The sequence below is a fragment of the Pseudomonas entomophila L48 genome (genome assembly GCF_000026105.1).
Classification (GTDB): Bacteria; Pseudomonadota; Gammaproteobacteria; order Pseudomonadales; family Pseudomonadaceae; genus Aquipseudomonas; species Aquipseudomonas entomophila.
In genome coordinates, this window is record NC_008027.1 from 2,061,262 (window position 1) to 2,083,525 (window position 22,264).

The following is a 22,264-nucleotide window of genomic DNA, read 5'->3' on the forward strand; positions in this document are numbered from 1 at the left end:
TCGTCGGGTGTCCTGCGGGCTTCGAGTCAAGGAGCGTAGGTTCAGGGAGTCTTGTCGCTGAACACATGTTCGCTGGCCGTCTTTGTGGTGCCTTCGGTGTGTTACCTGCATCGCGGGGCAAGCCCGCTCCCACGATGACTCCGGTACCGCCGACGTCTCTTCGCGGAGCGTGCCAGCAGTTCCTTTCCGCCGCAATAAACAGGGCGTTCCGCGAACGGCGGAAATTTGGGAAGCGTCTGGCATACAACCGGTTGTCGTTTTCGTAGGCTGCATCCCTTGTCTACAGGGAGAGCAGACCATGGCGTTCAACGGCTACATGAGTATCAAAGGCAATCGACAGGGGTTGATTTCGGCGGGGTGCAATACCCAGCCATCCATTGGCAACAAATGCCAGCTCGTGCACCAGGACGAAATAACGGTGCTGTCCTTCAATCACGCCATTGCCACCCCTGATACCAACCAACGTGCAGTGCACCAGCCCGTGGTGATCACCAAGCACATCGACAAGGCCACACCTTTGCTGGCCCAGGCCGTGGACAGCCGGGAAGTGGTCGACTGCGATATCCAGCTGTACCGCATTCATCCGGCGGGCCATCGGGAAAAGTACTTCTCCGTAAGGTTGGAGGGCGCGGTGGTCGTCAGTCAGGAGCTGGACGTGCCCCACGTGACGCTCTTGACCGACCAGGATGCCGAGGAGCGGCTGCTTATCAGCTATCGGGCCATCAGCTGGATTCATCATGCTGCCGGTACTACCGGGTACGCCACGTGGGGGGAGGAGCTATGAGCCAGCGCGAAGAATATGGTGGGCGGCTGGATGAGGCGTATTGGGAGGTGAATGCGGCGGCGTCTCGGTTGATCAGTTATGGCTGTGGGGTCAGTGCCAAACACCTGAGCGATCGGCGGTTGCGGATGCAGTTCAATCGAGAACTGGCTTATTACGCGCGGCGAGTTTTGGATGATGTGTACGACCGTAAATCCAGTGCTGGGGATGCGCTTATTGAGCTGAGGAATGAGAGGGACAGGCTGAAAGCTCAGTCGGAACGCATCACTTTGCAAGCGATTGGTGTTGTTGGCGGGACAGGGCAGATTATCACCGGTGCCGGTATTTGTTATGGGTCGCTTGGGTTGTTGTGCGCAACTTTAGGATCTCCAATGATTGCACATGGAGGAAACAACATATATGAGAATGCCAGGGGGTTGTATGAAGGTCGCGATGATGTCGAAGGGCCGGTAAAAAAAGGATACCGTGAAATCTCGAAAAGTTTGGGGTATACCGAGCGTGAAGGCACGCTAGCCTACTTGGCTACCGATGCGACGCTGTCGCTGAGGGCGTTGCTTCGTCCTGTTTTAAAAGCGGATGCATGGAGGCTCTACAAATACTATTCCGTTGATAAAGAGATGGCGGTGAAGCAGATGAGTGGATCTGCAGTTTTTATGGAGGGGCTTACAAATGGTGCGACCGCATACCAGTTTAATGAAGAGCTTAAGAAGTGAGTGTATTCGAGTTTGTGCTCGTGATTCTTGTGGATGTGCCGGTGACGCTATTGATTCGGCGATATTTATTTTCTGAAACGAGTGGTGTGTTTCGGGAAGTGCTAGCCCTTTTGTATGGCTTTGTAATGGGGGTGTTTTATGTGCTGCTTTTAAAAAATGACAAAACGTTTTTCGTGGTGATCGATTATGGTGATAATTTCTATCGAGACCTGATAGTGCAAAATGTTGGTGTGTTTATTATGGTTCTCTTTCACGCATGGTCTGTTTCGGTGCGCTACAAATGATCGGGCCTTGTAGGCGGGCTGACTTAGATGGTGAACGTTATGTCGGCGCGTTGACGCTTGATCAACTTGCCGGAGAGTATGTTAAGTGAGTTTGATAATGTTTTTTGTTTTTTTTGCGCTTGATGTTTTTGTAAGTCTCAAGTGTTTTCGGCGAGTCAGTGTCGATACCCCTGTGTGGAGGGTTAATGTGTCAGTGCTTTACTGCATATTCCTGATTGCAAATTATATGTCGTTATTGCTTGGTAGAGGGTGGCTTATTGTAGGCGGCTCAGAGGGGTTGGAAAATTATCAGTTAATTGTTTTTTTGTTTCTTTTGTTATGGTGATTTTTCATCTTGGACTAATTTAGCTCGGAGTGTTGGGGTGGGTGTCGTATCTGCTTTGGAAGACCTCGCAAGTGGTGCAGTTGCTTATCGGTTTAGTGAAGAAGCTAAGAAGTGAGTGTCTTTGAGTTTGTACTGGTAATTCTGGTGGATGTGCCGGTGACGCTATTGCTTCGGCGGTATTTGTACTCTGAAAAGAGTAGTGTGTTTCAGGAAGTGCTAGTTCATTTGCATGGTTTTATAGCGGGGGTGTTTTATATGCTGGTTTTGAAGGAGGATAAGACATTTTTCGTAGTGATTGACTATGGAAACAATTTTTATCGGGATCTCATAGTGCTGAATGCTGGTACGCTGATCATGGTTTTTTTTCATGCATGGTCTATTTCTGTTCGTCACAAGTGATTCGGTCTTGTCAATAAATTTTTCTATGGCGGTGGGGGACGGGCTCTGTAGCAAATTTTGGCTTTCACCTCGCGAGGTGTTGATTGATTCGAGACTTTGGCAAAGGTTATTGGGAGAAGTGGTGGTGCGGTAGGTGAGTAAGTTTAGTGGTGTTGTGGGGTGGAAATAATATGGCCGCCTATCAGCTTTGTGATGAATATAAGAAATGAGTGTATTTGAGTTTGTACTACTGATTTTGGTGGATGTGCCAACAACCCTCCTGCTCAGGCGCTATCTGTATACCGAGGCGAGAACTGCGTTTCGAGATACACTGGCCTGTCTTCACGCATTCTTAGTAGGGGGGCTCTACGTGACGTTCTTGAAAGACAACGAAACATTTTTCGTGGCAATCGATTACGGCGACAATTTTTACCGAGATTTGATAGTGCTTAATGTTGGGGCTGTAAGTATGATTTTCTTTCATGCATGGTCTATTACGATACGTCACAAATGATTGTGTCTTTTTGCGTGCTCTATACGGGTTGTACTGAACCTGTGTGGCCCTTCCCGCATTTAGGAGGGAGCTGAATGTCGTGGTGACTTTAAGTGTTGCTATGATTCTGTTTTACGCTTGGTTTGTATAGGCTTTCTCAGCTAGGCTCTAAAACCAGTCAATGCCCGAGGGTGTAGAGCGTCATGAGCGTTCATGCATCAGGAAACGTTCAGTTGTTTTGGCTAAATTGGAATCTGACATGAAATGTGTGATTGTTTTGACGTTGGTGCTTGCAGGTTGCGGCGGCACGCCAAGCTTTTATCAATACAACCACGAACGGCAGTTTAATTGTGACATGGACCCGAACCTGCAGATGTGCGCCAGCCCAAGGGATGTCAGCGGCCATGGCGAGAAGCGGTAACAGGCTGCGGCAGGGGCGCGTCAATAGACCATGGACGGGTAGAAGGCTCCTGTTGCGAATCGACGGCGTAGCTGGGGTGGGAACAGTGTCGTCTGCATCGCGGCTAAAGCCGCTCCTACAGGGGGCGCCAACTGAGGGATCTGTGTTGCAGCCGTTTTCAGGGGATCGATGGAAGTTCACGTTCAAAGGGCAAATCGGGGCCTACCCGGGAGCAGGTAATCGCAGCGGCTCGGATTGCATGGGCCAGTATTGCGTCGATCGTTGCCCGGTCGAGCAGCGCCACCTCTGCGGGGCTGTCCGCGCCAAGGCGCGCCAGATAGGCGAGCACGGCCGCTTGGAAGGTGTCGCCTGCGCCCACGGTGTCGTGAACGGGTAGCGAGGTATCCGCCGGGCGCTGCCATGATCCGTGTGCACAGTGCACGCTGGCCCCATCGCCACCGTGGGTGACGAACACCAACCTGCACCGTTCATTCAGCCAGCCACGGGCTACATCGCGTGCCTCTCGGCCTGGATAGAGCAGGGCGAGGTCTTCCTCACTGGCCTTGATCACATGGGCATGGCCAGCAAAGGCTTCCACCTGCCGCCGCCACACCGCCACATCCGGCTGCGGATTGAGCCGCACATTCGGATCGAGACTGATCAGCCGCCGATCGCGCTCGCGTTCTGCCAGCGCCATCAGCGTATCGGCCACGGGCTGCACCACCAGGGTGTACGAGCCCACATGCAACCCCCGCACGCGCTCATCCAACACCGGCAGATGCTCCAGCATCACCTGCCGATCCGCACACCCGTCACCGCGAAACTGATACTGCGCCGAGCCATTGGCATCCAGCCCGACCATGGCCAACGTGGTCGGCGCATCGCTGGTTATCACGTAGCGGCAGTCCACCCGTTCCTCTTCCAGCACCCGGCGCAGCCGGGCACCCAGGTAGTCGCTGGACAACCCGCCAAACAACGCTGATTCCACGCCCAACCGTCGCAAGCCAACCGCCACGTTGAACGGCGACCCACCGGCAATCGCGGTAAACCCCAGCTCGCTGCTGCGGCTGCTGTTTTCCAGGCTGAAGACATCGAACAGGGCCTCGCCACACACCAGGTACATGTAGTTCTCCAATCCAAAAAGTGAGGCCGACGCTCAGCGCGCCGGCAGATGATCGCGATAGCGTCGATAAGCAACCTCATACGCGGCCTGCTGCACAGGGCGGGGCAGGGTGCGGGTGCTTTCGTCCAGCGCCACGCAGCGCTTGCACAATGTCTTTAGGCTGTCGCCCCGACCAAACTGCCGGCCCAGGCTCCAGGCGGCCTGGATCGCGGCGCCCAGGGCGGCGGCTTCGGTTTGTTGGGGGCACACCACCGGCAGGCCCAATAGGTCGGCCAGCACCTGACGCCACAGCGGGCTTTTCGCCGCGCCGCCGACCAGGCGGATTTCGCTGCCTTGCAGGCCGCTGGCGCGCAACAGGTCGAGGCCGTAGCGCAGGCTGAAGCAGGTGCCTTCGAGCACGGCGCGGCAGAGGTTGGCGCGGGTCAGGTTGGCGCTGGTCATGCCGTGCAGGCTGGCGCTGGCTTCGGGCAGCGCGGGCACGCGTTCGCCGTCGAAGAAGGGCAGCATCAGCAGGCCGTCGGCGCCGATCGGTGCTTGGGCGGCGAGCTCAGTGAAACGGTCGAGGTCGAGTTCGAGCAGGTCGCGCACCAGGGCGCAGGCGCTGGTGAGGTTCATGGTGCAGATCAATGGCAGCCAGCCGCCGCAGGAGGCGCAGAAGGTCGCCACTTCGCCCTGGGCGCTGACGTGGGGCTGGTCGGCGTGGGCGGCCAGGGTGCCGGAGGTGCCGAGGCTCAGGGTGATCGTGCCGGGGGCGATATTGCCGGTGCCGATGGCGCCGAGCATGTTGTCGCCACCGCCCGTGGCCACCCAGGTCTGCGGGCTCAGGCCGAGTGCCGTGGCGGCTTGGTCGCGCAGGGAGCCGATGCAATCGCCGGATGCGACCAACTCAGGCAGCGCCGCCAAAAGACGCTCGCCTGGCTCGATGTGCTGAAGGACATCGGATGCCCAGGTCCGTCGGCGCACATCGTAGTAGCCGGTGCCGGAGGCGTCACCGGGTTCGCTGCAGGCGCGGCCGGTCAGCCAGTAGTTCAGGTAGTCGTGGGGCAGCAGGATATGGGCGAGGCGGGTGAACAGTTCGGGATGTTGGCGCTTGGTCCAAAGCAACTTGGACACGGTGTAGCCCGGCGCGATCACCAGCCCAAGGCGTTCGAGCGAGCCTTGGGTGCCGCCGAGGGCATCGAGCAGTGCCTGGTTCTCGGGCGCGCTCTCGGTGTCGCACCATAGCTTGGCCGGGCGCAGCACCTGGCCCTGGGCGTCGAGCATCACCAGGCCGTGCTGCTGGCCGGACACCGCCAGTGCGCGGATCGCCCGGCCAACCACGCCGGCTTCTCGCAATGCCGCGGCCACCGCCGCGCGCAGGGCGTCCAGCCAGTCGGCGGGGTCCTGCTCGCGCCGGCCATTACGGCCTTGGGGCGGCGCGTGGGCAGCGCTGCCCAGGCCGAGCACCTGGCCGCTGCCTGCGTCCAGCACCAGGGCCTTGGTGCCCTGGGTGCCGCAGTCGATGCCGAGGAACAATCCGTCCATTTCGAAACACTCCGTGTCAGTCGCCGAGGACCTGGCGCAGGGTTTCACTCACGCCGACTTCGCGCAAGCTATCGTACAGGCGCTCGAAGGCGCTGACGAAAGCCTTGGACGCGGGGATGGCGCTGCCGAAGATCGCCTCGTCGCCCAGCACCCGGGCGGCCAGGCCGTCGCGCTGTACCACCCGGGCCTGGCAGTCGGCGGCGCGCGGGTCGGGGATGCTGTAGCGGGTGCCGTGCTCGTCTTCGCCGCGCAGGTACAGGGCCCAGGCGGTCACCACCAGGGCCACGCGCTCCAGTGGCTTGCCGTCGGCGATCAGGCGGTTGGCGGTGGGCACGATGAACTTGGGGAGCTTCGACGAGCCGTCGGAGCACACCCGCTCCAACTGGTCGGCGATGGCGCGGTTGGCGAAGCGTTCGCCGAGGCTTTGCTTGTAGCGCTCAAGATCAATGCCGGGCACCGGGGCCAGTTGCGGGGTCACGTCCTGGTCCATGAAGGTGCGCATGTAGCGGCGCAGCAACGGGTCGGCGAGGGTTTCGTGGACGAAGCGGTAACCCTGTAGAAAGCCCAGGTAGGTGAGGGCCAGGTGGCTGCCGTTGAGCAGCTTGATCTTCATTTCTTCATAGGGGGTGACGTCGCGGGTGAACTGCACCCCGACCTTTTCCCAGGCCGGGCGGCCGGCGACGAAGTTGTCTTCCACCACCCATTGCAGGAACGGCTCGCACACCACCGGCCAGGCATCGTCGACACCGTGGCGCTCGCGCAGTTGCTGGCGGTGGGCGGGGCTGGTCATCGGGGTGATGCGGTCGACCATGGCGTTGGGGAAGCTGACGTGGCTGGCGATCCAGTCGGCCAGGTCGGGGTCGAGGCGCTGGGCGAAGGCCAGCAGGGCCTTGCGGGCGACGTCGCCGTTGTGCGGGAGGTTGTCGCAGGACATCACGGTGAACGGGCCGGTGCCGGCGGCGCGGCGGCGGCGCAGGGCTTCGCAGAGGTAACCGAAGACACTTTGCGGGGTTTGTGGGTTGGCCAGGTCGTGCTGGATCTGCGGCAGATCGGCGCGGAACTCGCCGGTGCTGTCGTCGATGCAGTAGCCGCCTTCGGTGATGGTCAGGGAGACGATGCGGATGCCGGGTTCGGTCAGTTTGGCCAGCAGGGGTTCGGCGCCGTCCTCGGCCAGCAGCATGCCGTTGATGGCGGCGATCACGCGTACCTTGGTGTCGGGCTGGTCGCCCAGTTCGAACAGGGTGTAGAGGTGGTCCTGGCCGGCCAGGGCATCGCGCATGGCGCGGTCTTCGCAGCGCAAGCCGACGCCGCAGATGGCCCAGTCGAGGCCTTCGCCGCAGTTCATCAGGGCGTCGGTGTAGGCGGCCTGGTGGGCGCGGTGGAAGCCGCCGACGCCGATGTGCGCGATGCCCTGGCGTAGTTGGGCGGGGTCGTAGCTGGGGCGGGCGACGGTGGGGGGGAGGTGGTGGAGGTTGGGGTGGTTCAGTTTCATTCTGGGGCATCCCTTTTGAGGTCATGTGTGGATCGCGTGATGGCGCTGGGGTGCTTGGCGGGAGCCTTGTGGTGTTCTTGAAGTCGAGCGCCGCATGGGCGGCGCTCGATCTGATAGGCGCCAAAACGCTCCCGCCGAACACCTCAGGCCACCTGCTGCAAACGCTTGTCGATCGCCTGTCCATTACTGTCGAACAGATGGCAATGACCCGGATCGAAGGTCAGCTCCAGCGCCTCGCCAAACGCTGGTGCGAAGTCGCCGCGCACCCGCACGGTAAGCATTTCCCCGGAGGCGGCGCGCATGTGGCAATAGCTGTCGCTACCCAGCCTCTCGCTGACATCGGCGGTCACTTGCAATGAGCCTTGGGTACCTTGCCCAGCACGGTCGATGTTCAGGTGCTCAGGACGAATCCCCAGCGTCACCTGGCTACCGGTATGCAACTCCCCCGCGCGCAACGGCAGGGCAATCCGCGCGCCGCACTCCAGCGCCACCTCACACTGGTTGCCGTGGTTGCGGCTCAGGTGCCCACGCAAAAAGCCCATCTTCGGCGTCCCCAGAAACCCCGCGACGAACAGATTGGCCGGATGGTGGTACAGCTCCAGCGGCGAACCGACCTGCTCGATGCGCCCGCCGTTGAGCACCACCACCTTGTCGGCCAGGGTCATCGCCTCGACCTGATCGTGGGTCACGTAGATCATGGTCGCGGCCAGCTCCTGGTGCAGCCGCGCCAGTTCCAGGCGCATCTGCACGCGCAGGGCGGCGTCGAGGTTGGACAGCGGCTCGTCGAACAGGAAGATCTTCGGGTTGCGCACGATCGCCCGGCCGATCGCCACCCGCTGGCGCTGGCCGCCGGAGAGCTGGCGGGGCTTGCGTTCGAGCAGCGGTTGCAGCTCGAGGATGCGCGCGGCGTTGTCGACCTTGGCGGTGACTTCCTGCTTGCCGACCCCGGCCAGGTCCAGGGCGAACGACAGGTTCTTGCGCACGGTCATGTGCGGGTACAGGGCGTAGGTCTGGAACACCATGGCCAGGTCGCGCCTGGCCGGGGCGGTGTCGGTGATGTCGGCGCCGTCGAGGGTGATGCTGCCGCTGCTGACTTCCTCGAGGCCGGCGATCAGGCGCAGCAGGGTGGACTTGCCGCAGCCGGACGGGCCGACGAACACCACGAACTCGCGGTCGCGCACGTCCAGGTCGATGCCCTTGATGATGGCGTGGCCATCGAAGCCTTTGTGCAGGTTGCGGATTTTCAGGTCAGCCATGATGGGTGTCCTCGGCGATGGTCGGGGTTGGATGCGGGAGTGCCGGGACCGCTTCGCGGTCCTTTCGCGACGCAAGGCCGCTCCCACAGGCGTGCGCGATCCCCTGTGGGAGCGGCCTTGTGTCGCGATTGGGCTGCAAAGCAGCCCCAGATAGCGGGATCATTTGACGGCCCCAAACGAAAGCCCGCGCACCAACTGCTTCTGGCTGATCCAGCCAAAGATCAGAATCGGCGCGCAGGCCAGGGTCGAGACGGCCGAGAGCTTGGCCCAGAACAGCCCTTCAGGGCTTGAATAGGAGGCCACCAACGCCGTCAACGGCGCGGCGGCGGACGAGGTCAGGTTCAGCGACCAGAACGCCTCGTTCCAGCACAGGATCAGCGACAGCAGCAAGGTCGAGGCCAGCCCGCCGCGGGCGATCGGCAGCAGCACGCGGACGATCTCCTGCCAGGTGCCGGCGCCGTCCAGCCGCGCGGCTTCGAGGATGTCCACGGGGATGTCCTTGAAGTAGGTGTACACCATCCACACCACGATCGGCAGGTTGATCAGGGTGTAGACGATGATCAGCGCCAGGCGCGAATCGAGCAGGCCGAACTGCTTGGCCAGCAGGTAGATCGGCATCAAGACGCCCACCGGTGGCAGCATCTTGGTCGACAGCATCCACAGCAGCGTGCGCTTGGTGTGGCGGGTCTCGAAGAAGGCCATCGAGTAGGCGGCTGGCACCGCGATCAGCATGCACAGCAGGGTCGCCGAGAACGAAATCAGCACCGAGTTCCAGGCGTAGGCGAAGTAGTCGCTGCGTTCGTTGATGTGCAGGTAGTTCTCCAGCGTCGGCGCGAAGATGAACTGCGGCGGCGTGGCGAAGGCGTCCAGCTCGGTCTTGAAGCTGGTCAGCAGCATCCAGAATATCGGGAAGAAGATCACCAGGGCGATGGCCCAGCACAGCAGGCCGAGCAGCGCGTTCTTCAGGGTGCGGGTTTGCTTGAGTGTCAGCATGGCGGGCTCCTCAGCTGCGCGCGGTGAGGTTCTTGCCGATCATGCGAACCAGCACGATGGCGGCGATGTTGGCGATCAGCACGGCGATCAGGCCACCGGCCGATGCCATGCCGACGTCGAACTGCAGCAGCGCCTGGTTGTAGATCAGGTAGGCGAGGTTGGTGGACTCATAGCCCGGGCCGCCGCTGGTGGTGGTGAAGATCTCGGCGAACACCGACAGCAAAAAGATCGTCTCGATCATCACCACCACGGCGATCGGCCGGGCCAGGTGCGGCAGGGTCAGGTGCCAGAAGATCGCCAGCGGGCCTGCGCCGTCCAGGCGGGCGGCTTCCTTCTGCTCCTGGTCCAGCGACTGCATGGCGGTCATCAAAATCAGGATGGCGAACGGCAGCCACTGCCACGACACGATCAGGATGATCGACAGCAGCGGATAGTGCGCCAGCCAGTCCACCGGCTGCGCGCCGAACAGGCGCCACACGGCGGCAAGAATGCCCGACACCGGGTGGAAGATCAGGTTCTTCCATAGCAGTGCGCTGACCGTGGGCATGATGAAGAACGGCGAGATCAGCAGCACCCGCACCACGCCGCGGCCCCAGAACTCGCCGGCCTCCAGCAGCGCGGCGATCAGCACGCCGAGCACCACGCTGATCGCCAGCACGCTGCCGACCAGGGTCAAGGTGTTGAGGGCGCCGGGCATGAAACCGGCGTCGGTGACGAAGAAGGCGAAATTCTCCAGGCCCACGAATTGGTTTTCGCCGGGGTACAGCAGGTTGTAGCGGATCAGCGAGAAATACAGGGTCATGCCCAGGGGCACGATCATCCACAACAGCAGCAGCGCCACCGAAGGGCTGACCAGGAACCAGCCGGGGCCTACGCGGCGTTTGCCGGGGCGCGCGGTGGCGAGGCTCGGGGTGTCGAGGGCCGATGTGTTCATGGCGACTCCGTGTGCATCGGAAAGGGGCGGTCACCGCGCCGCAGGACGGCGCGGTCTACGGCGGTGCGAGCTACTTGGGGTAGCCGGCGCGTTTCATCTCGCGTTCGGTGGACTGCTGGGCCGAGGCCAGCACCTGGTCCACTTTCATCTGCCCGGTCAGCGCAGCGGAAAACAGCTTGCCGACCTGGGTGCCGATGGCCTGGAACTCGGGGATGGTCACCAGCTGGATGCCGACGTAGGGCACGGGCTTGAGGGTGGGGTGGTTGGGGTCGACGCGCTTGAGCGATTCCAGCGTCACCTTGGCGAACGGCGCGGCGGCCAGGTACGCATCGCTGTAGGTCGAGGCGCGGGTGCCCGGCGGCACGTTGGCCACGCCTTCCTGCTCGGCCACCAGCTTGCCGTAGGCCTCGGAGGTGGCCCAGGTGCTGAAGGTCCTGGCGGCGTCCTTGGCCTTGGAGCTGGTGGGGATCGCCAGCGCCCACGAGTACAGCCAGGTGGCGCCCTTGTCGGTGACCTCCTTGGGCGCGAAGGTGAAGCCAACCTGGTCGGCGACCTTGCTCTGGGTCTTGTCGGTGACGAACGAGCCGGCGACGCTGGCGTCGACCCACATCGCGCACTTGCCGCTGTTGAACAGCGCGAGGTTTTCGTTGAAACCGTTGCTGGAGGCGCCGGGCGGGCCGTATTGCTTGAGGGTGGTCACATAGAAATTCAGCGCGTTCTTCCACTCGCTGCCGCTGAATTCGGGTTTCCATTGCTCATCGAACCAGCGTGCGCCGAAGGCGTTGGCCACGGTGCCGATCAGCGCCATGTTCTCGCCCCAGCCGGCCTTGCCGCGCAGGCAGATGCCGTACTGATCCTGGTCGGGGTGGTTGAGCTTGGCGGCGAACTCGCCGAGCTGGGTCCAGGTGGGTTGCTCGGGCATGGCCAGCCCGGCCTGCTCGAACAGGTCCTTGCGGTAATAGGTGATCGAGGCTTCGGCGTAGAAGGGCAGGGCGTACAGCGTGCCGTTGGCCGACAGGCCGTTGCGCACCGAGGGGAACACGTCGTCGAGGTTGTAGTTGGCGGGCAGGTCGGTCATTGGCGCCAGCCAGCCCTTGGCGCCCCACAGCGCGGCTTCGTACATGCCGATGGTCAGCACGTCGAACTGCCCGCCCTGGGTGGCGATGTCGGTGGTCAGGCGCTGGCGCAGCACGTTCTCTTCGAGCACTACCCACTTGAGCTGGATGTCCGGATGCTGTTGCTCGAACACCTTGGCCAGGCGCTGCATGCGGATCATGTCGTTGTTGTTGACCGTGGCGATGGTCAGGGTTTCGCTGGCCTGGGCGTACAGCGGCAGGGTGAGGCAGGCGGCGGCAAGGCAGGCCTTGATCGAGTCGTTCATCGGTGAACTCCCCTCGGGGCGGAAGACGTTATTGTTTTTGTGTCGCTCGCGGTGGATTACACCGTTGCGCGACGACGCCGACAAAGCCTCGCCTGCACCTTGGCTGATACTTTTTTGCAGTGGCTTGGCGGATATGCATTCCCCTGTGGGAGCGGCCTTGTGTCGCGAAAGGGCCGCATAGCGGCCCCGGCGATTGATGCATCAACGCTGAAACCCAGGGGCTGCTTCGCAGCCCTTTCGCGACACAAGGCCGCTCCCACAGGGGTTGCGTACGACCTCGGCACATCGCCTTGGCTCAGGCCCGGTTCTGCTCGGTCAGGCGTTGGGTCACCAGGCTGCGGTAATCGGAGGGGGTCATGCCCTTGAGCTGCAGGAAGCGCCGGTTGAAGTTCGACAGGTTGCTGAAGCCCGACTCGAAGCACACCTCGGTCACTGGCAGCTCACCCTTGGCCAGCAGCTCGCAGGATTTGCTCACCCGCAGCCGGTTGACGAACTCGACGAAGCCACGCCCGGCGGCCTGCTTGAAGAAGCGCGAGAAGTAGGTGGGGGTCATGCCCAGGTGCTCGGCCACTTCGTTCTGGCTCAGGTCCTGGGCGTAGTGCTGGAAGATGTAGTCCACCGCCCGGTTGATACGCTCGACGTTGTGCTCGTCGGCCAGCTGCGAGGAGGTGACGGTGGACAGCAGCTGGTAATCGTCGCAGGCGGCCAGCTGTTCCATGAGGATAAAAAAGTATCCTAGCCGGGTCATGCCGCGGCTGTCGGCGATGCGTTGCAGCAGGTGGCGGCTTTCCTGGATCAGCGCCGGGTCGCGGAACTCGATGCCATAGCGCGCCCGGGCCAGCAGCGGGGCGAGCTGGGTGAGCTCGGAGAACACCTGGCTGCCGTCCTCGAGCACCTCGTCGGTGAAGTTGACCAGCATGTCGCGCTTGCCCACCACCTCGTCGGGGCCGACCTGGCTGATCCAGTTGTGTGGCAGGTTGGGGCCTGTCAGAAAGAGCGTGTCGGGGGCGAAGTTGCCGATGTAGTCACCGATGAACACCTTGCCGGCGCTGGCGACGATCAGGTGCAGTTCGTACTCCTTGTGGAAGTGCCAGCGCACCAGCGGGCTGGGGAAGCCGTGCTGGCGGTAGATCAGCGAGGCGCCTTCGTGGTCGTCCATCAGCTCGTAGGACGGGTCGGTGACTTTGCTCGTTCTGGGCATGGCGGTGGCTGGGCCTGGGGGCGAGGTGTCATCCTAGCCTGAAGCAGCCAAGCAGAGGGAGCTGCCCTTGCGAGATTCTCCAATGCCAACGCCGCCCCTGTAGGAGCCGGCTTTGCCGGCGAACGGCCGCGCAGCTGTCCTCACTGACGAAATGACCCCGGTACCTGGGGCTCCCGCTGGCAATAACCCTTGCCAATTCTGTAGGTCCTACAGCCATTCTTCCGATGTTCGTGTAGTCCATTTCCTAAAGGGGCCATTTTCCCCCTTTGGCCGTTGTCGCAGGTGGATACGCGCTTTAGTCTCGCCCTGCCCGCCGTGTTTCACCGTCCGGGGGCGGCCGGGCTTCTGGGCAGAACGCCGCGCAGGGACCGCGCGGTCTGGTCCGGGGGCCCTGGAGGGTGAAACACGGCGGGTTCTTTCTTTTTCTTGGGGGGTGAGGTCATGGACAAGGACGAGCAAGCGAAGGGCACTGGGGATCCGAAAATCATCAGCCTGGTCGAGCGCATGAGGCGGCACTCGGCGCGTGACTGGGTGCAGGCGATCCCGGGGTTGCCGATGCAGGACGTGCTGCAGGAAACATCGATCATCCTGGGCTGCATCACCGGGCTGACGTACCAGGCATTGAGCAAACCAAAAGAGGCGCAGACGCTGATGCGCGCCACGTACTACCTCAGCGGCATGGCCAAGGCGATGATCGATGGGCAGTTGCCGGGGCCACGCGGTGAGAAGAGCGATAACGAGTGACAAGGCTGTAGAGGTCAGTCATCGAAGCCCGTGAGTTCGCGTTGAGTACATCCTGGCAAGGTTTCAAGCAAGCCGCTTCCGTAGCTTCGGGAGCGGCTTTTTAGTGGGCTGTGCTGGTGCCGTCGGTCGTTTGAGAAGTACCGCAACCGGTGCGGTCTGTATCAGAACTCGGTGGTGCAGGCGAACTCGTTCGTCCCCGTGGCGGGCAAAGCCTTGGCCGAGCCCTTGGTCGGCAGGTCCACCACAAGGCCATCGGCTGTCCTGGCCCGCAAGGTCTTGGCTTTGCGCAGGCCATCCCACAGGTGGTAGAAGTTGTTGGCCCCCACGCGCGAGGCTGTCTCGTAGGGGGTCTGCACTTCATTGCCGTCCACCATCAGGTCGAAGCCTTTTTCACTATAGCTACCGTATTGCGTCCCCTTCACGGTCAGCGTCATGCTCACGGGGCGATCTTCGCTGCAAGCGATGTACAGCGCATTTCCGGCATTGTCGGCAACGTTGTATTCGAACGTGCCTTGGCCCCAGCCGCTCGACCATTGGCCGGCCTCGCCAAAAGCCATTGCTGTCAGCGGCAGGGCGAGCAGGGTGGCCGTGCAGACGATTCTTTTCATGTTCTTCCTTGACTGTGGAGGCGCGGTTTTTAGCGCTTCGGGTGAGATTGCCTTCAGGGTTCTAATGATGGCTATTTGCTTGTACTCTGCGATGTCTTCTCGCATCAGGCAAGGATTGCTTCAGGCATGTTCTCGATACCCCAGGATAAAAGTCTCGTTGTCGACCTCGAAGTCGTGCCAGCCAAGGACGGAAAACCGGAACACATCTTCAAGGTCGGGGCCCTACGCAAGGATCAGGGAAAGGAGCTTGAGTGCGAGGTGAACAAGAACCTTGCCCAGGTACTGAATAAGGTTGATGCCCTGGCCGAGGGCGCCGACTACCTGCTGGGCCACAACCTTATTGGGCACGACTTGCGAATACTGCGCGAGCAAGCCGCGCAAATGACACTGCATGGGCTGCCCACCCTCGACACATTGCAGTTGTCGCCGTTGGCGTTCCCACGCAATCCTTATCACCGGCTGGTGAAAGACTACAAACTGGTGCGCGACACGCTCAACTCACCCTTGGCCGATTGCCATTTGACGCTCACCCTGTTCAACGACCAGTGCGAGGCGTTCGCCCAGTTGCACGAAGCGGAACCCGCCGAGCTGCTGTGCTACCAGGCGTTGCTGGCACCGACACAGGACCAGGATGCGGGCGGGTTGTTCGCTGCATTGACTGGGCGCACAGCGGTGGGCATTGCCGAGATCAAGCCACTGATCATGCAGCAGATGGCGGATACCGATACCAGTACCCACCGTGACCTCAAGGTCTGCAGGGCGCGCCTGGAGCGGTTGCTGGACGAAGACCTGCAGGACCCAGCCTTGCACCTGCCGCTGGCCTATGTACTGGCTTGGCTGCGGGTTTCTGGGGGCAACTCGGTGTTGGCGCCCTGGGTCAGGTTGCAGTTTCCCAAGGTTGGCGAGCTGGTCACTGAGTTGCGGGACGTGCCTTGCGAGCGCAAGGACTGCCAGTACTGCCTCACCACCCATGACCCACGCCACGAGCTCAAGCGTTACTTCAACCATTCGGATTTTCGCCGTGAAGCATCGGGCCAAAGCCTGCAGTACCTCATCACCCGCGCCGGGATGCGTGGCAAGCATGTGCTGGCGGTCATGGCCACGGGCGGCGGCAAGTCGATCGCCTATCAGTTGCCAGCCCTGAACCGGTTCCATCGCAATGGCAGCCTGACGGTCATCGTTTCGCCGCTGCAGTCGCTGATGAAGGACCAGGTCGATGGGATGCAGGCCAGGGGTATCCAGTGCGCCGAAGCGCTCAACGGCCTGCTGACCATGCCGCAACGGGCGGATGTGCTGGAGAAAGTCCGGCTTGGCGATATCGGTATCTTGCTGGTCTCGCCCGAGCAGTTTCGCAACAGGGCCTTGCGCCGTGCGATCGAGCAGCGTCAAGTGGGGGGCTGGGTGTTCGACGAGGCGCACTGCCTGTCCAAGTGGGGCAATGATTTCCGCCCCGACTACCTCTACGCATCGAGCTATATCGCGCAGTATCACCAAGGCCGCCGACCAGCCCCTGTCAGTTGTTTCACGGCCACGGCCAAACCGGATGTGCTCGCAGAAATACGCGAACACTTCAATGCCAAGCTGCAAGTGGAATTCGAGGTGTTTCTCGGCAGCCATGAGCGCACCAATCTCAGCTTCGAGGTGATGCCCTGCACCCGCGCCGAGAAAGGGCCTCGGGTACACCAGTTGTTGAAGGAGTACCTGGCAGGTAGTTCGGGGGGCGCAGTCGTCTTCGTCGCCAGCCGCAAGTCGGCGGAGGAGCTGGCGACGAGCCTCGCCAGGCAGGGGCTGAACTGTCGGCACTTCCATGCCGGCCTCAAGGCCACCGAGAAGCAGGCGGTGCAGAGCGCCTACATGCAGGGCGAGATCCAGACGATCATCGCCACCAATGCCTTTGGCATGGGTGTGGACAAGCAGGATATTCGTCTTGTGGTGCACGCTGAAATTCCCGGCTCGTTGGAAAACTACCTGCAGGAAGCGGGCCGGGCAGGGCGCGACCAGGCGGCTGCGCACTGCGTGCTGCTGTACGATCCGCAGGACATCGAGACGCAGTTTGGCCTGTGCGAACGGGCCTGCCTGACCCAGCGTGATATCCAGCAGATTCTCGACAAGCTACGCAAGGACCATGACAACCGTCAGGGGCGTGACCTGGTCATCACCGCGGGCGAAATCCTCATGGATGGCAGCGTGCACACCTCCTTCGATGCCGATGCGGCGGATGCCGAGACCAAAGTCGTCACCGCAATCGCCTGGCTGGAGCGAGGGAAGTATCTGCAACGTGAAGAAAACCACACGCAGATCTTCCCGGCGCGGCCGTCGATATCCCACGAGAAGGCTGAGCAACTGCTGCGAGAGTCAGACTTGCACGCGAGACGTCGCGCAGAGTATCTGGCCATTTTCGACTACCTCTGCAAGGCCACTGCCGATGAACGGGTCAACACCGACAACCTTGGCAAGTTGACCGGCCTGGAGCCGGAAGAGGTGGAGCAGGCGCTCAAGACCATGGCGAAGCTGGGCCTGTTGCGTAACGATACACGGTTCACCGTGATGCTCGCCTATGGTGTCACCAACCCCTCGTCGCAGTTGCTGCAACAGATGCGGGCGCTGGAGAAAGCGCTGCTCGAGACACTGGCCGAACAGGCTCCGGACGCACCCAACGCGGGCTGGCAGGATATCAACGTCACGGCGTTGACCGCCGTGCTGAAGGCGCGCCTGGGCCGCAAGGACCTGCTGCCGTTGCATGTGTTGCGTCTGTTGCGTGGGCTGTCGCCTGACCGTGACGACCAGGGTGACCGGTTCAGCAGTTTCGAGCTCAGGCAATTGAGCCACGATTACATCAGGGTGCGGATCAGGCACAAGCATGGCTGGGAGGGGCTCACCGAAGTCAGTGACACACGGGGTTTGATCGCCACCAAGCTGCTGGTGCATCTGCTCACGCGGGTGACCGCGCGGGGTAAGCGAGTCATGGTCGAGGCGACGTACGATGAGCTGGTCGAGCTGATCGAGGGTGATCTGGACCTCGTTCAACGAGTGCAAAAAAAACGTGCGGCGTACATCGAACGCGTGCTGTTGTTCCTGCATCGTCAGGAGGTGTTCACCCTCAACCATGGCATGACGGTGATGCGTCGGGCAATGACCATCAAGGCTATTGCAGGGCGGCACAAATACCTGAACGAAGACTACCAGCGCCTTGACGAGCACTACCGCGAGAAACGCATCCAGGTGCACGTGATGCGCGAGTACGCCGAGCTGGCGCTGCAGGAGCCGCCTTTGGCGCAGGCGTTGGTCGCCGACTACTTCTCGCTGAGCAAGGAGCGTTTCCTGGCACGTCACTTCACGGGCCGCGAGGGCGTGCTCAAGTACGCCACCAGCGAGGCTTCCTGGCAGAAGATCGTCGAGGACCTGAGCCCGGCCCAGCGCGATATCGTCACCAATGAACACGACAACAACTGCCTGGTACTCGCGGGGCCGGGGTCGGGCAAGACGCGGGTGATCGTGCACCGTATCGCCTACCTGCTGCGGGTAAGACGAGTGCCGTCATCTGCCGTGGTGGCACTGACGTTCAACCGGCATGCCGCTAACGAAATTCGCAAGCGCTTGCGCACGCTGGTGGGCGCCGACGCCCGTGGGGTCAGCGTGATGACCTACCACAGCCTGGCCATGCGTCTGACCGGCACACGCTTCCAACGTGGCCAGCAGGTTGACGAAGCGGTGCTCAAGGGCTTGATGGAGGAGGCGGTGAAGTTGCTGGAGGGGCCGTCGTTGGTGGAGGGTGAAGACACCGAGGGTGGCGACAGGGAGCAAGAGCAGCAAGATCGCCAGGAGGATCAGGACAACCTGCGTGCACTGCTGCTGCGCGGCTACCGTCATATCCTGGTGGACGAGTATCAGGATATCGACGAGTTGCAGTATCGGCTGGTCAGCGCCCTGGCCGATCGGGGCTCCAGCGAGGAGGGCCGGCCTTGCATCATCGGCGTGGGAGACGACGACCAGAATATCTACGCCTGGCGCGCGACCAACAACAAGTACATCGAGGAGTTCCTCACCGACTATGGCGCCCGGAGCACCTACCTGGTGGAGAACTACCGCTCCAGTGGATGCATCATCTCGGCTGCCAACCAGCTGATCGGCTTCAATGCGCAGCGGCTCAAGCAATCCCAGCCCATCACCATCGATGCCCGACGCATGGGCGATGCGCCGGGTGGTGAGTGGGAAGGCCGGGACCCGCTGCGCCGCGGGCAAGTATTACGCCTGGCCATCGACCGCAGCGACCGGGAGGTGGGCAACTGCCAGGCACAGGCGGCCATGCTCGAGCTGGAGCGTCTGCTGGCGTTGGACGAAGAAGGGTGGGAAGGTTGCGCGGTGTTGTCGCGCACTCACCACTATCTTTGGCCGGTACAGGCGTGGTGCGAGGAGCACGACATTCCTTACCACCTGGCCTCGGACAAGGACAGTGGGTTGCCGTTGGCACGCCAGCGCGCATTCGTGGCGGTGGTCGGGCTGCTGGGCAATCTGGACCTGAGCCTCACTGCCGCTCAGGCATTGGCGCGGGCGCGGGCGGTGCTGGATGAAACCTCAAGCCCGTTCTTCGAGACCGCTTTCGAGCAACTCGAGGTCGACTTGGGCGAGGACGCGTTGCAGTGTGAACAGATCGTTGATTGGTTGTACGAGTACGCCCGTGAGATGCGTCAGCAAACTGGCAAGGGCTTGTACTTGGGCACGGTGCATTCGGCAAAGGGCCTGGAGTTTCGCCATGTGGTGCTGCTCGACGGTGGCTGGAACACCCGGGCCAAGACACTCGATGATGAGCGACGACTCTATTATGTGGGGATGACGCGTGCCGAGCAGACGCTGACGCTGTGCGAATTCACCGCCGACAACCCTTTCAGCGGGTGCCTGGCGCCGAGCACCAGGCGAGCGGTGTTTTCTGGCCAGCACCAACCGTCGCTGGACAAGCGCTACCAGCAACTGAGTCTGAAGGATATTGACATTGACCATCCTGGGCGCAAATCAGAGTCGCACGAGATCCATGCGGCCCTGCGCAAGCTGCGGTCTGGGATGCGGTTGAGGTTCGAGGCGGACGGTGAGCGCTACCTGTTGCTGGATGAGGCCGGTCAGGAGGTCGGCAGGACTTCGCAGTCTTTCCAGCCGGAGTTCTTGGTCGAGCAGTGTGAAGTGGCTGACATCGTGGTGCGCTCCCGTGAAGATAGCGCAGAGAAGTATCGGGATTGGATCAAGTGTGATTGCTGGGAGCTGGTTGTACCGCGGATCTCTGGGGTGCCGCGCAAGGTGCAGGCAGTAAATGACTGCACCGTCAATCTACCGCATAGGTAAGGCGCGTTTCGAACAAGCCGCTTGTGAGTGATGTGCAAGCGGCTTTTTTGTGTGCTCAGCGGGTCGCCTGGAACAGGGCGTGGCAGGCCAGGGCGGTCACCGAAGCGCTGGCATGCACCAGCATCGGCACCAGCAGGCCGCCACTGGCGATGCGGGTGACAGCCAGAATGACGCCAACGGCGAACATCAGCACCAGGGTGATCAGGTTCTGGTACTGGCTGTGGATGGCGGCGAACAGCAGCGCGCTTCCAAGGATGGCGGTGTACTTGAGGAACTGGCCGCGCTCCCAGGGCAGCAGGCGCATGAGGAAGTGGCGGAACAGCAGCTCTTCGGTCAGCGGCGGGAACAGCGCCACGCTCAGGCTGAGCAGGATGATCTGGCGCTTATCCAGGCCATCGAAGAACGTCACCATGAACGGCTCTTCCGGTATGTCGAAGGCCTTCATGCTGGCGATGCACAGGGCGTAGGCGGCAACGATGGCCAGGACGCCATTGAGCAACGGGCGTCTGAAGCTATGGCCTGCGAAGGTGCGCACGATGCCTTGCTTGCGGTTTTGCAGGCAGAACAGCAGGAGCAGGGCGATGCCGGCATAGCCGATGCCCAGCATAAGGGTCTGGTTGCCGAGGGTGAAAGTTGCACTTTGCAGCGCGGCCTGGATCCCCGCCAGCATGTTCCCTAGCACGTAAAGCGCGATGGCCAGCAGCAATAGGCCGATGCGTTTGAAGAGGTGGTAGTCGGGTTGGGGGGCGAATGCAGGATGGGGCGTGGTGACAGCGTGCACGGAACGGTCCTTGTCGAAGGTTGGCCGCGCATGATGATGGGCTGGGGGCGGGATATCAACGTGCGCCGTGGTGGATGCAACCTGGGATAAACATGCCGTGTAGAAACGGGCCGGCAATTTCAGACGCAGCTGGCATACACGGCGGTGTCGAGCCCGTAGCCTGCGTGCACAGTGCTTCAAAAGCCCTGGGCTATGGAGAACGTGAGGGAGATATAGCTTATCTGGGAAGTGACATGGCTTTGTCAATAGGCGTACTTTTTAGGCCTGTGCTGCGACCTGACGCTTGGCGGCTATTCAAATACTATCGGGTGGATAAATAGGCGGCTGTCCGACAGATGAGCAAGGGCGGGGTTTTAATTGAGGGGGCAGTGAACGGAAATACGGGATACCAGCTTTATGATGAGTACAAAGAGTGACGTGGTTTAGTTTGTGTATGCTTGTCTTGGTTGATGTTGGCGTCTCCCGTTTCTTGTGGCGGCGCTCTTTAAGTAGCAGAGTGGTTGGAGTCTTGTCTAACCTTTATGGGATGACAATGAGCGCAATTTATGTGGGGGTTTTTGGTGGGAAGGGGGTGGTGGTATTTTCATTTGATTATGGGGCAGGCTTTGCGTGGAATTTCTATGCGGTGATGGCGGTGTGTGTGGGTATGATTATTTTTCATGTTCTCCATGTTAGATGAGTGTGGGGCGTAAAATTTATACAGCTGGAGGGAATTTCAATGTTCGAATACGTCGTTTTTGTGATCTTCAGCTTGTTGATGACTGCCTTTCATTTCTGGGCGTTAAGAATAGGGTAGGGGTACCCGAATACGTGTGCTGCATGGCACCAGCTATGCCGGTGATCGCGGGGCAAGCCGGTGGTGCAGGCCGGGAAGGCTGCGTTGTCACGTGGAGAACAGAGCCCTTTGTAGGAGCGGCTTCAGCCGCGATGCAGGCAACGCGGTGTCAGGCACCCGCCTTGCGGGTGATCGCGGCTAAAGCCGCTCCTACAGAAATCGTGAAAAATCAGATGGATACGATTATTTCGCGACCCGTATGCATCACCCTTCGGCAAACTGCCGCAACCGCTCGCCATCCAACCGGTAGCGCACCCATTCATCCTGCGGTTGCGCCCCCAGCGACTGGTAGAAACCGATTGCCGGTTCGTTCCAGTCCAGCACGCTCCACTCCAGGCGGCCACAATTGTTCGCCAGCGCCTCGCGGGCAATGTGCCGCAGCAGCTTGCGGCCAGCGCCGTCACCGCGTTGCTCGGGCGTCACGTAGAGGTCTTCCAGGTAAATGCCATTGCGCCCCAGCCAGGTGGAATAGCTGTAGAAGTACACGGCAAAGCCAATCGCCTGGCCGTTGCGCTCGCACATCAGGCTGCGCACGGTGCTGCCTTCGTCGAACAGGCTGTGCTCGATGTCGGCGAGGGTGGCCACCACTTCGTGGCGGGCGCGTTCGTAATCGGCCAGTTCGGTGATGAAGGCGAGGATCTGCTGGGCGTCGCCGCGCACCGCAGGGCGGATGGTCAGGCTCAT

General features: G+C 61.3%; 18 protein-coding genes. 7 read left to right on the top strand and 11 right to left on the bottom strand.

What is annotated here, in order from left to right:
- The first annotated feature begins 298 nt into the window (after positions 1–298).
- From PSEEN_RS09215 to PSEEN_RS09230, 4 genes are all read left to right on the top strand, one after another.
- Complete coding sequence (locus PSEEN_RS09215; RefSeq protein ID WP_011533216.1) at positions 299–784, top strand: Hcp family type VI secretion system effector; 486 nt, start codon at positions 299–301, stop codon at positions 782–784.
- Positions 781–1,494 (top strand): DUF4225 domain-containing protein, encoded by a 714-nt coding sequence (locus tag PSEEN_RS09220; RefSeq protein WP_011533217.1) that lies wholly within the window; start codon positions 781–783, stop codon positions 1,492–1,494. Before PSEEN_RS09215 ends, PSEEN_RS09220 begins: the two co-directional genes overlap by 4 nt.
- Entirely contained in the window at positions 1,491–1,778 is a 288-nt protein-coding gene (locus PSEEN_RS09225; RefSeq protein ID WP_044487917.1) for a hypothetical protein, read from the top strand. Before PSEEN_RS09220 ends, PSEEN_RS09225 begins: the two co-directional genes overlap by 4 nt.
- A 436-nt stretch (positions 1,779–2,214) precedes the next feature.
- Positions 2,215–2,502: a hypothetical protein gene (locus PSEEN_RS09230; protein ID WP_044487919.1), complete on the top strand. Its 288-nt coding sequence runs from the start codon at positions 2,215–2,217 to the stop codon at positions 2,500–2,502.
- 1,050 nt (positions 2,503–3,552) lie between these two features.
- Here the strand turns inward: PSEEN_RS09230 and PSEEN_RS09240 are convergent.
- The 8 genes from PSEEN_RS09240 to PSEEN_RS09275 form a co-directional block, all read right to left on the bottom strand.
- On the bottom strand, positions 3,553–4,497 hold the full coding sequence (locus PSEEN_RS09240; RefSeq protein ID WP_011533223.1) for a carbohydrate kinase family protein: 945 nt from the start codon (positions 4,495–4,497) through the stop codon (positions 3,553–3,555).
- Between the two features lie 33 nt (positions 4,498–4,530).
- Positions 4,531–6,021, bottom strand: a complete 1,491-nt coding sequence (gene xylB, locus PSEEN_RS09245) for a xylulokinase (protein WP_011533224.1) — start codon at positions 6,019–6,021, stop codon at positions 4,531–4,533.
- Between the two features lie 16 nt (positions 6,022–6,037).
- Positions 6,038–7,513 carry a mannitol dehydrogenase family protein gene (locus PSEEN_RS09250; protein WP_011533225.1) on the bottom strand — a complete coding sequence of 492 codons (1,476 nt, stop codon included), beginning with the start codon at positions 7,511–7,513 and terminating at the stop codon, positions 6,038–6,040.
- 143 nt (positions 7,514–7,656) lie between these two features.
- Positions 7,657–8,769 (bottom strand): ABC transporter ATP-binding protein, encoded by a 1,113-nt coding sequence (locus tag PSEEN_RS09255; RefSeq protein WP_011533226.1) that lies wholly within the window; start codon positions 8,767–8,769, stop codon positions 7,657–7,659.
- 159 nt (positions 8,770–8,928) lie between these two features.
- The gene (locus PSEEN_RS09260) at positions 8,929–9,762 is read right to left on the bottom strand and encodes a carbohydrate ABC transporter permease (RefSeq protein WP_011533227.1); all 834 of its coding nucleotides are present in this window, start codon (positions 9,760–9,762) and stop codon (positions 8,929–8,931) included.
- Positions 9,763–9,772: 10 nt separating this feature from the next.
- Positions 9,773–10,696, bottom strand: a complete 924-nt coding sequence (locus tag PSEEN_RS09265; RefSeq protein WP_011533228.1) for a carbohydrate ABC transporter permease — start codon at positions 10,694–10,696, stop codon at positions 9,773–9,775.
- A gap of 70 nt (positions 10,697–10,766) precedes the next feature.
- On the bottom strand, positions 10,767–12,077 hold the full coding sequence (locus PSEEN_RS09270; RefSeq protein WP_011533229.1) for an ABC transporter substrate-binding protein: 1,311 nt from the start codon (positions 12,075–12,077) through the stop codon (positions 10,767–10,769).
- 295 nt (positions 12,078–12,372) lie between these two features.
- Entirely contained in the window at positions 12,373–13,278 is a 906-nt protein-coding gene (locus PSEEN_RS09275) for an AraC family transcriptional regulator (protein WP_011533230.1), read from the bottom strand.
- A 441-nt stretch (positions 13,279–13,719) separates the two neighbouring features.
- On the opposite strand from PSEEN_RS09275, the gene PSEEN_RS09280 reads away from it, so the two are divergent.
- Positions 13,720–14,022, top strand: coding sequence for a DUF3077 domain-containing protein (locus tag PSEEN_RS09280; RefSeq protein ID WP_011533231.1), 303 nt, complete (start codon positions 13,720–13,722; stop codon positions 14,020–14,022).
- Positions 14,023–14,183: 161 nt separating this feature from the next.
- Here PSEEN_RS09280 and PSEEN_RS09285 read toward each other — a convergent pair whose 3' ends face one another.
- A complete protein-coding gene (locus PSEEN_RS09285) occupies positions 14,184–14,630 on the bottom strand; it encodes a hypothetical protein (protein WP_044487925.1) in 447 nt (148 codons plus the stop codon).
- Positions 14,631–14,756: 126 nt separating this feature from the next.
- On the opposite strand from PSEEN_RS09285, the gene PSEEN_RS09290 reads away from it, so the two are divergent.
- Complete coding sequence (locus PSEEN_RS09290) at positions 14,757–19,964, top strand: RecQ family ATP-dependent DNA helicase (protein WP_011533233.1); 5,208 nt, start codon at positions 14,757–14,759, stop codon at positions 19,962–19,964.
- 55 nt (positions 19,965–20,019) lie between these two features.
- Here PSEEN_RS09290 and PSEEN_RS09295 read toward each other — a convergent pair whose 3' ends face one another.
- The gene (locus tag PSEEN_RS09295) at positions 20,020–20,745 is read right to left on the bottom strand and encodes a CPBP family intramembrane glutamic endopeptidase (RefSeq protein WP_011533234.1); all 726 of its coding nucleotides are present in this window, start codon (positions 20,743–20,745) and stop codon (positions 20,020–20,022) included.
- A 92-nt stretch (positions 20,746–20,837) separates the two neighbouring features.
- Here PSEEN_RS09295 and PSEEN_RS27275 point away from each other — a divergent pair, with 92 nt between their 5' ends.
- A complete protein-coding gene (locus tag PSEEN_RS27275; protein WP_011533235.1) occupies positions 20,838–21,065 on the top strand; it encodes a DUF4225 domain-containing protein in 228 nt (75 codons plus the stop codon).
- A gap of 719 nt (positions 21,066–21,784) precedes the next feature.
- On the opposite strand, the gene PSEEN_RS09300 is transcribed toward PSEEN_RS27275, so the two are convergent.
- Complete coding sequence (locus PSEEN_RS09300; protein WP_011533237.1) at positions 21,785–22,264, bottom strand: GNAT family N-acetyltransferase; 480 nt, start codon at positions 22,262–22,264, stop codon at positions 21,785–21,787.

Bases quoted from the DNA above. Each gene is read 5' to 3' on its own strand.
- PSEEN_RS09215 (WP_011533216.1), top strand. From the start codon at position 299: ATGGCGTTCAACGGCTACATGAGTATCAAAGGCAATCGACAGGGGTTG.
- PSEEN_RS09220 (WP_011533217.1), top strand. From the start codon at position 781: ATGAGCCAGCGCGAAGAATATGGTGGGCGGCTGGATGAGGCGTATTGG.
- PSEEN_RS09240 (WP_011533223.1), bottom strand. From the start codon at position 4,497: ATGTACCTGGTGTGTGGCGAGGCCCTGTTCGATGTCTTCAGCCTGGAA.
- xylB (WP_011533224.1), bottom strand. From the start codon at position 6,021: ATGGACGGATTGTTCCTCGGCATCGACTGCGGCACCCAGGGCACCAAG.
- PSEEN_RS09250 (WP_011533225.1), bottom strand. From the start codon at position 7,513: ATGAAACTGAACCACCCCAACCTCCACCACCTCCCCCCCACCGTCGCC.
- PSEEN_RS09255 (WP_011533226.1), bottom strand. From the start codon at position 8,769: ATGGCTGACCTGAAAATCCGCAACCTGCACAAAGGCTTCGATGGCCAC.
- PSEEN_RS09260 (WP_011533227.1), bottom strand. From the start codon at position 9,762: ATGCTGACACTCAAGCAAACCCGCACCCTGAAGAACGCGCTGCTCGGC.
- PSEEN_RS09265 (WP_011533228.1), bottom strand. From the start codon at position 10,696: ATGAACACATCGGCCCTCGACACCCCGAGCCTCGCCACCGCGCGCCCC.
- PSEEN_RS09270 (WP_011533229.1), bottom strand. From the start codon at position 12,077: ATGAACGACTCGATCAAGGCCTGCCTTGCCGCCGCCTGCCTCACCCTG.
- PSEEN_RS09275 (WP_011533230.1), bottom strand. From the start codon at position 13,278: ATGCCCAGAACGAGCAAAGTCACCGACCCGTCCTACGAGCTGATGGAC.
- PSEEN_RS09280 (WP_011533231.1), top strand. From the start codon at position 13,720: ATGGACAAGGACGAGCAAGCGAAGGGCACTGGGGATCCGAAAATCATC.
- PSEEN_RS09285 (WP_044487925.1), bottom strand. From the start codon at position 14,630: ATGAAAAGAATCGTCTGCACGGCCACCCTGCTCGCCCTGCCGCTGACA.
- PSEEN_RS09290 (WP_011533233.1), top strand. From the start codon at position 14,757: ATGTTCTCGATACCCCAGGATAAAAGTCTCGTTGTCGACCTCGAAGTC.
- PSEEN_RS27275 (WP_011533235.1), top strand. From the start codon at position 20,838: ATGCCGTGTAGAAACGGGCCGGCAATTTCAGACGCAGCTGGCATACAC.
- PSEEN_RS09300 (WP_011533237.1), bottom strand. From the start codon at position 22,264: ATGAGCCTGACCATCCGCCCTGCGGTGCGCGGCGACGCCCAGCAGATC.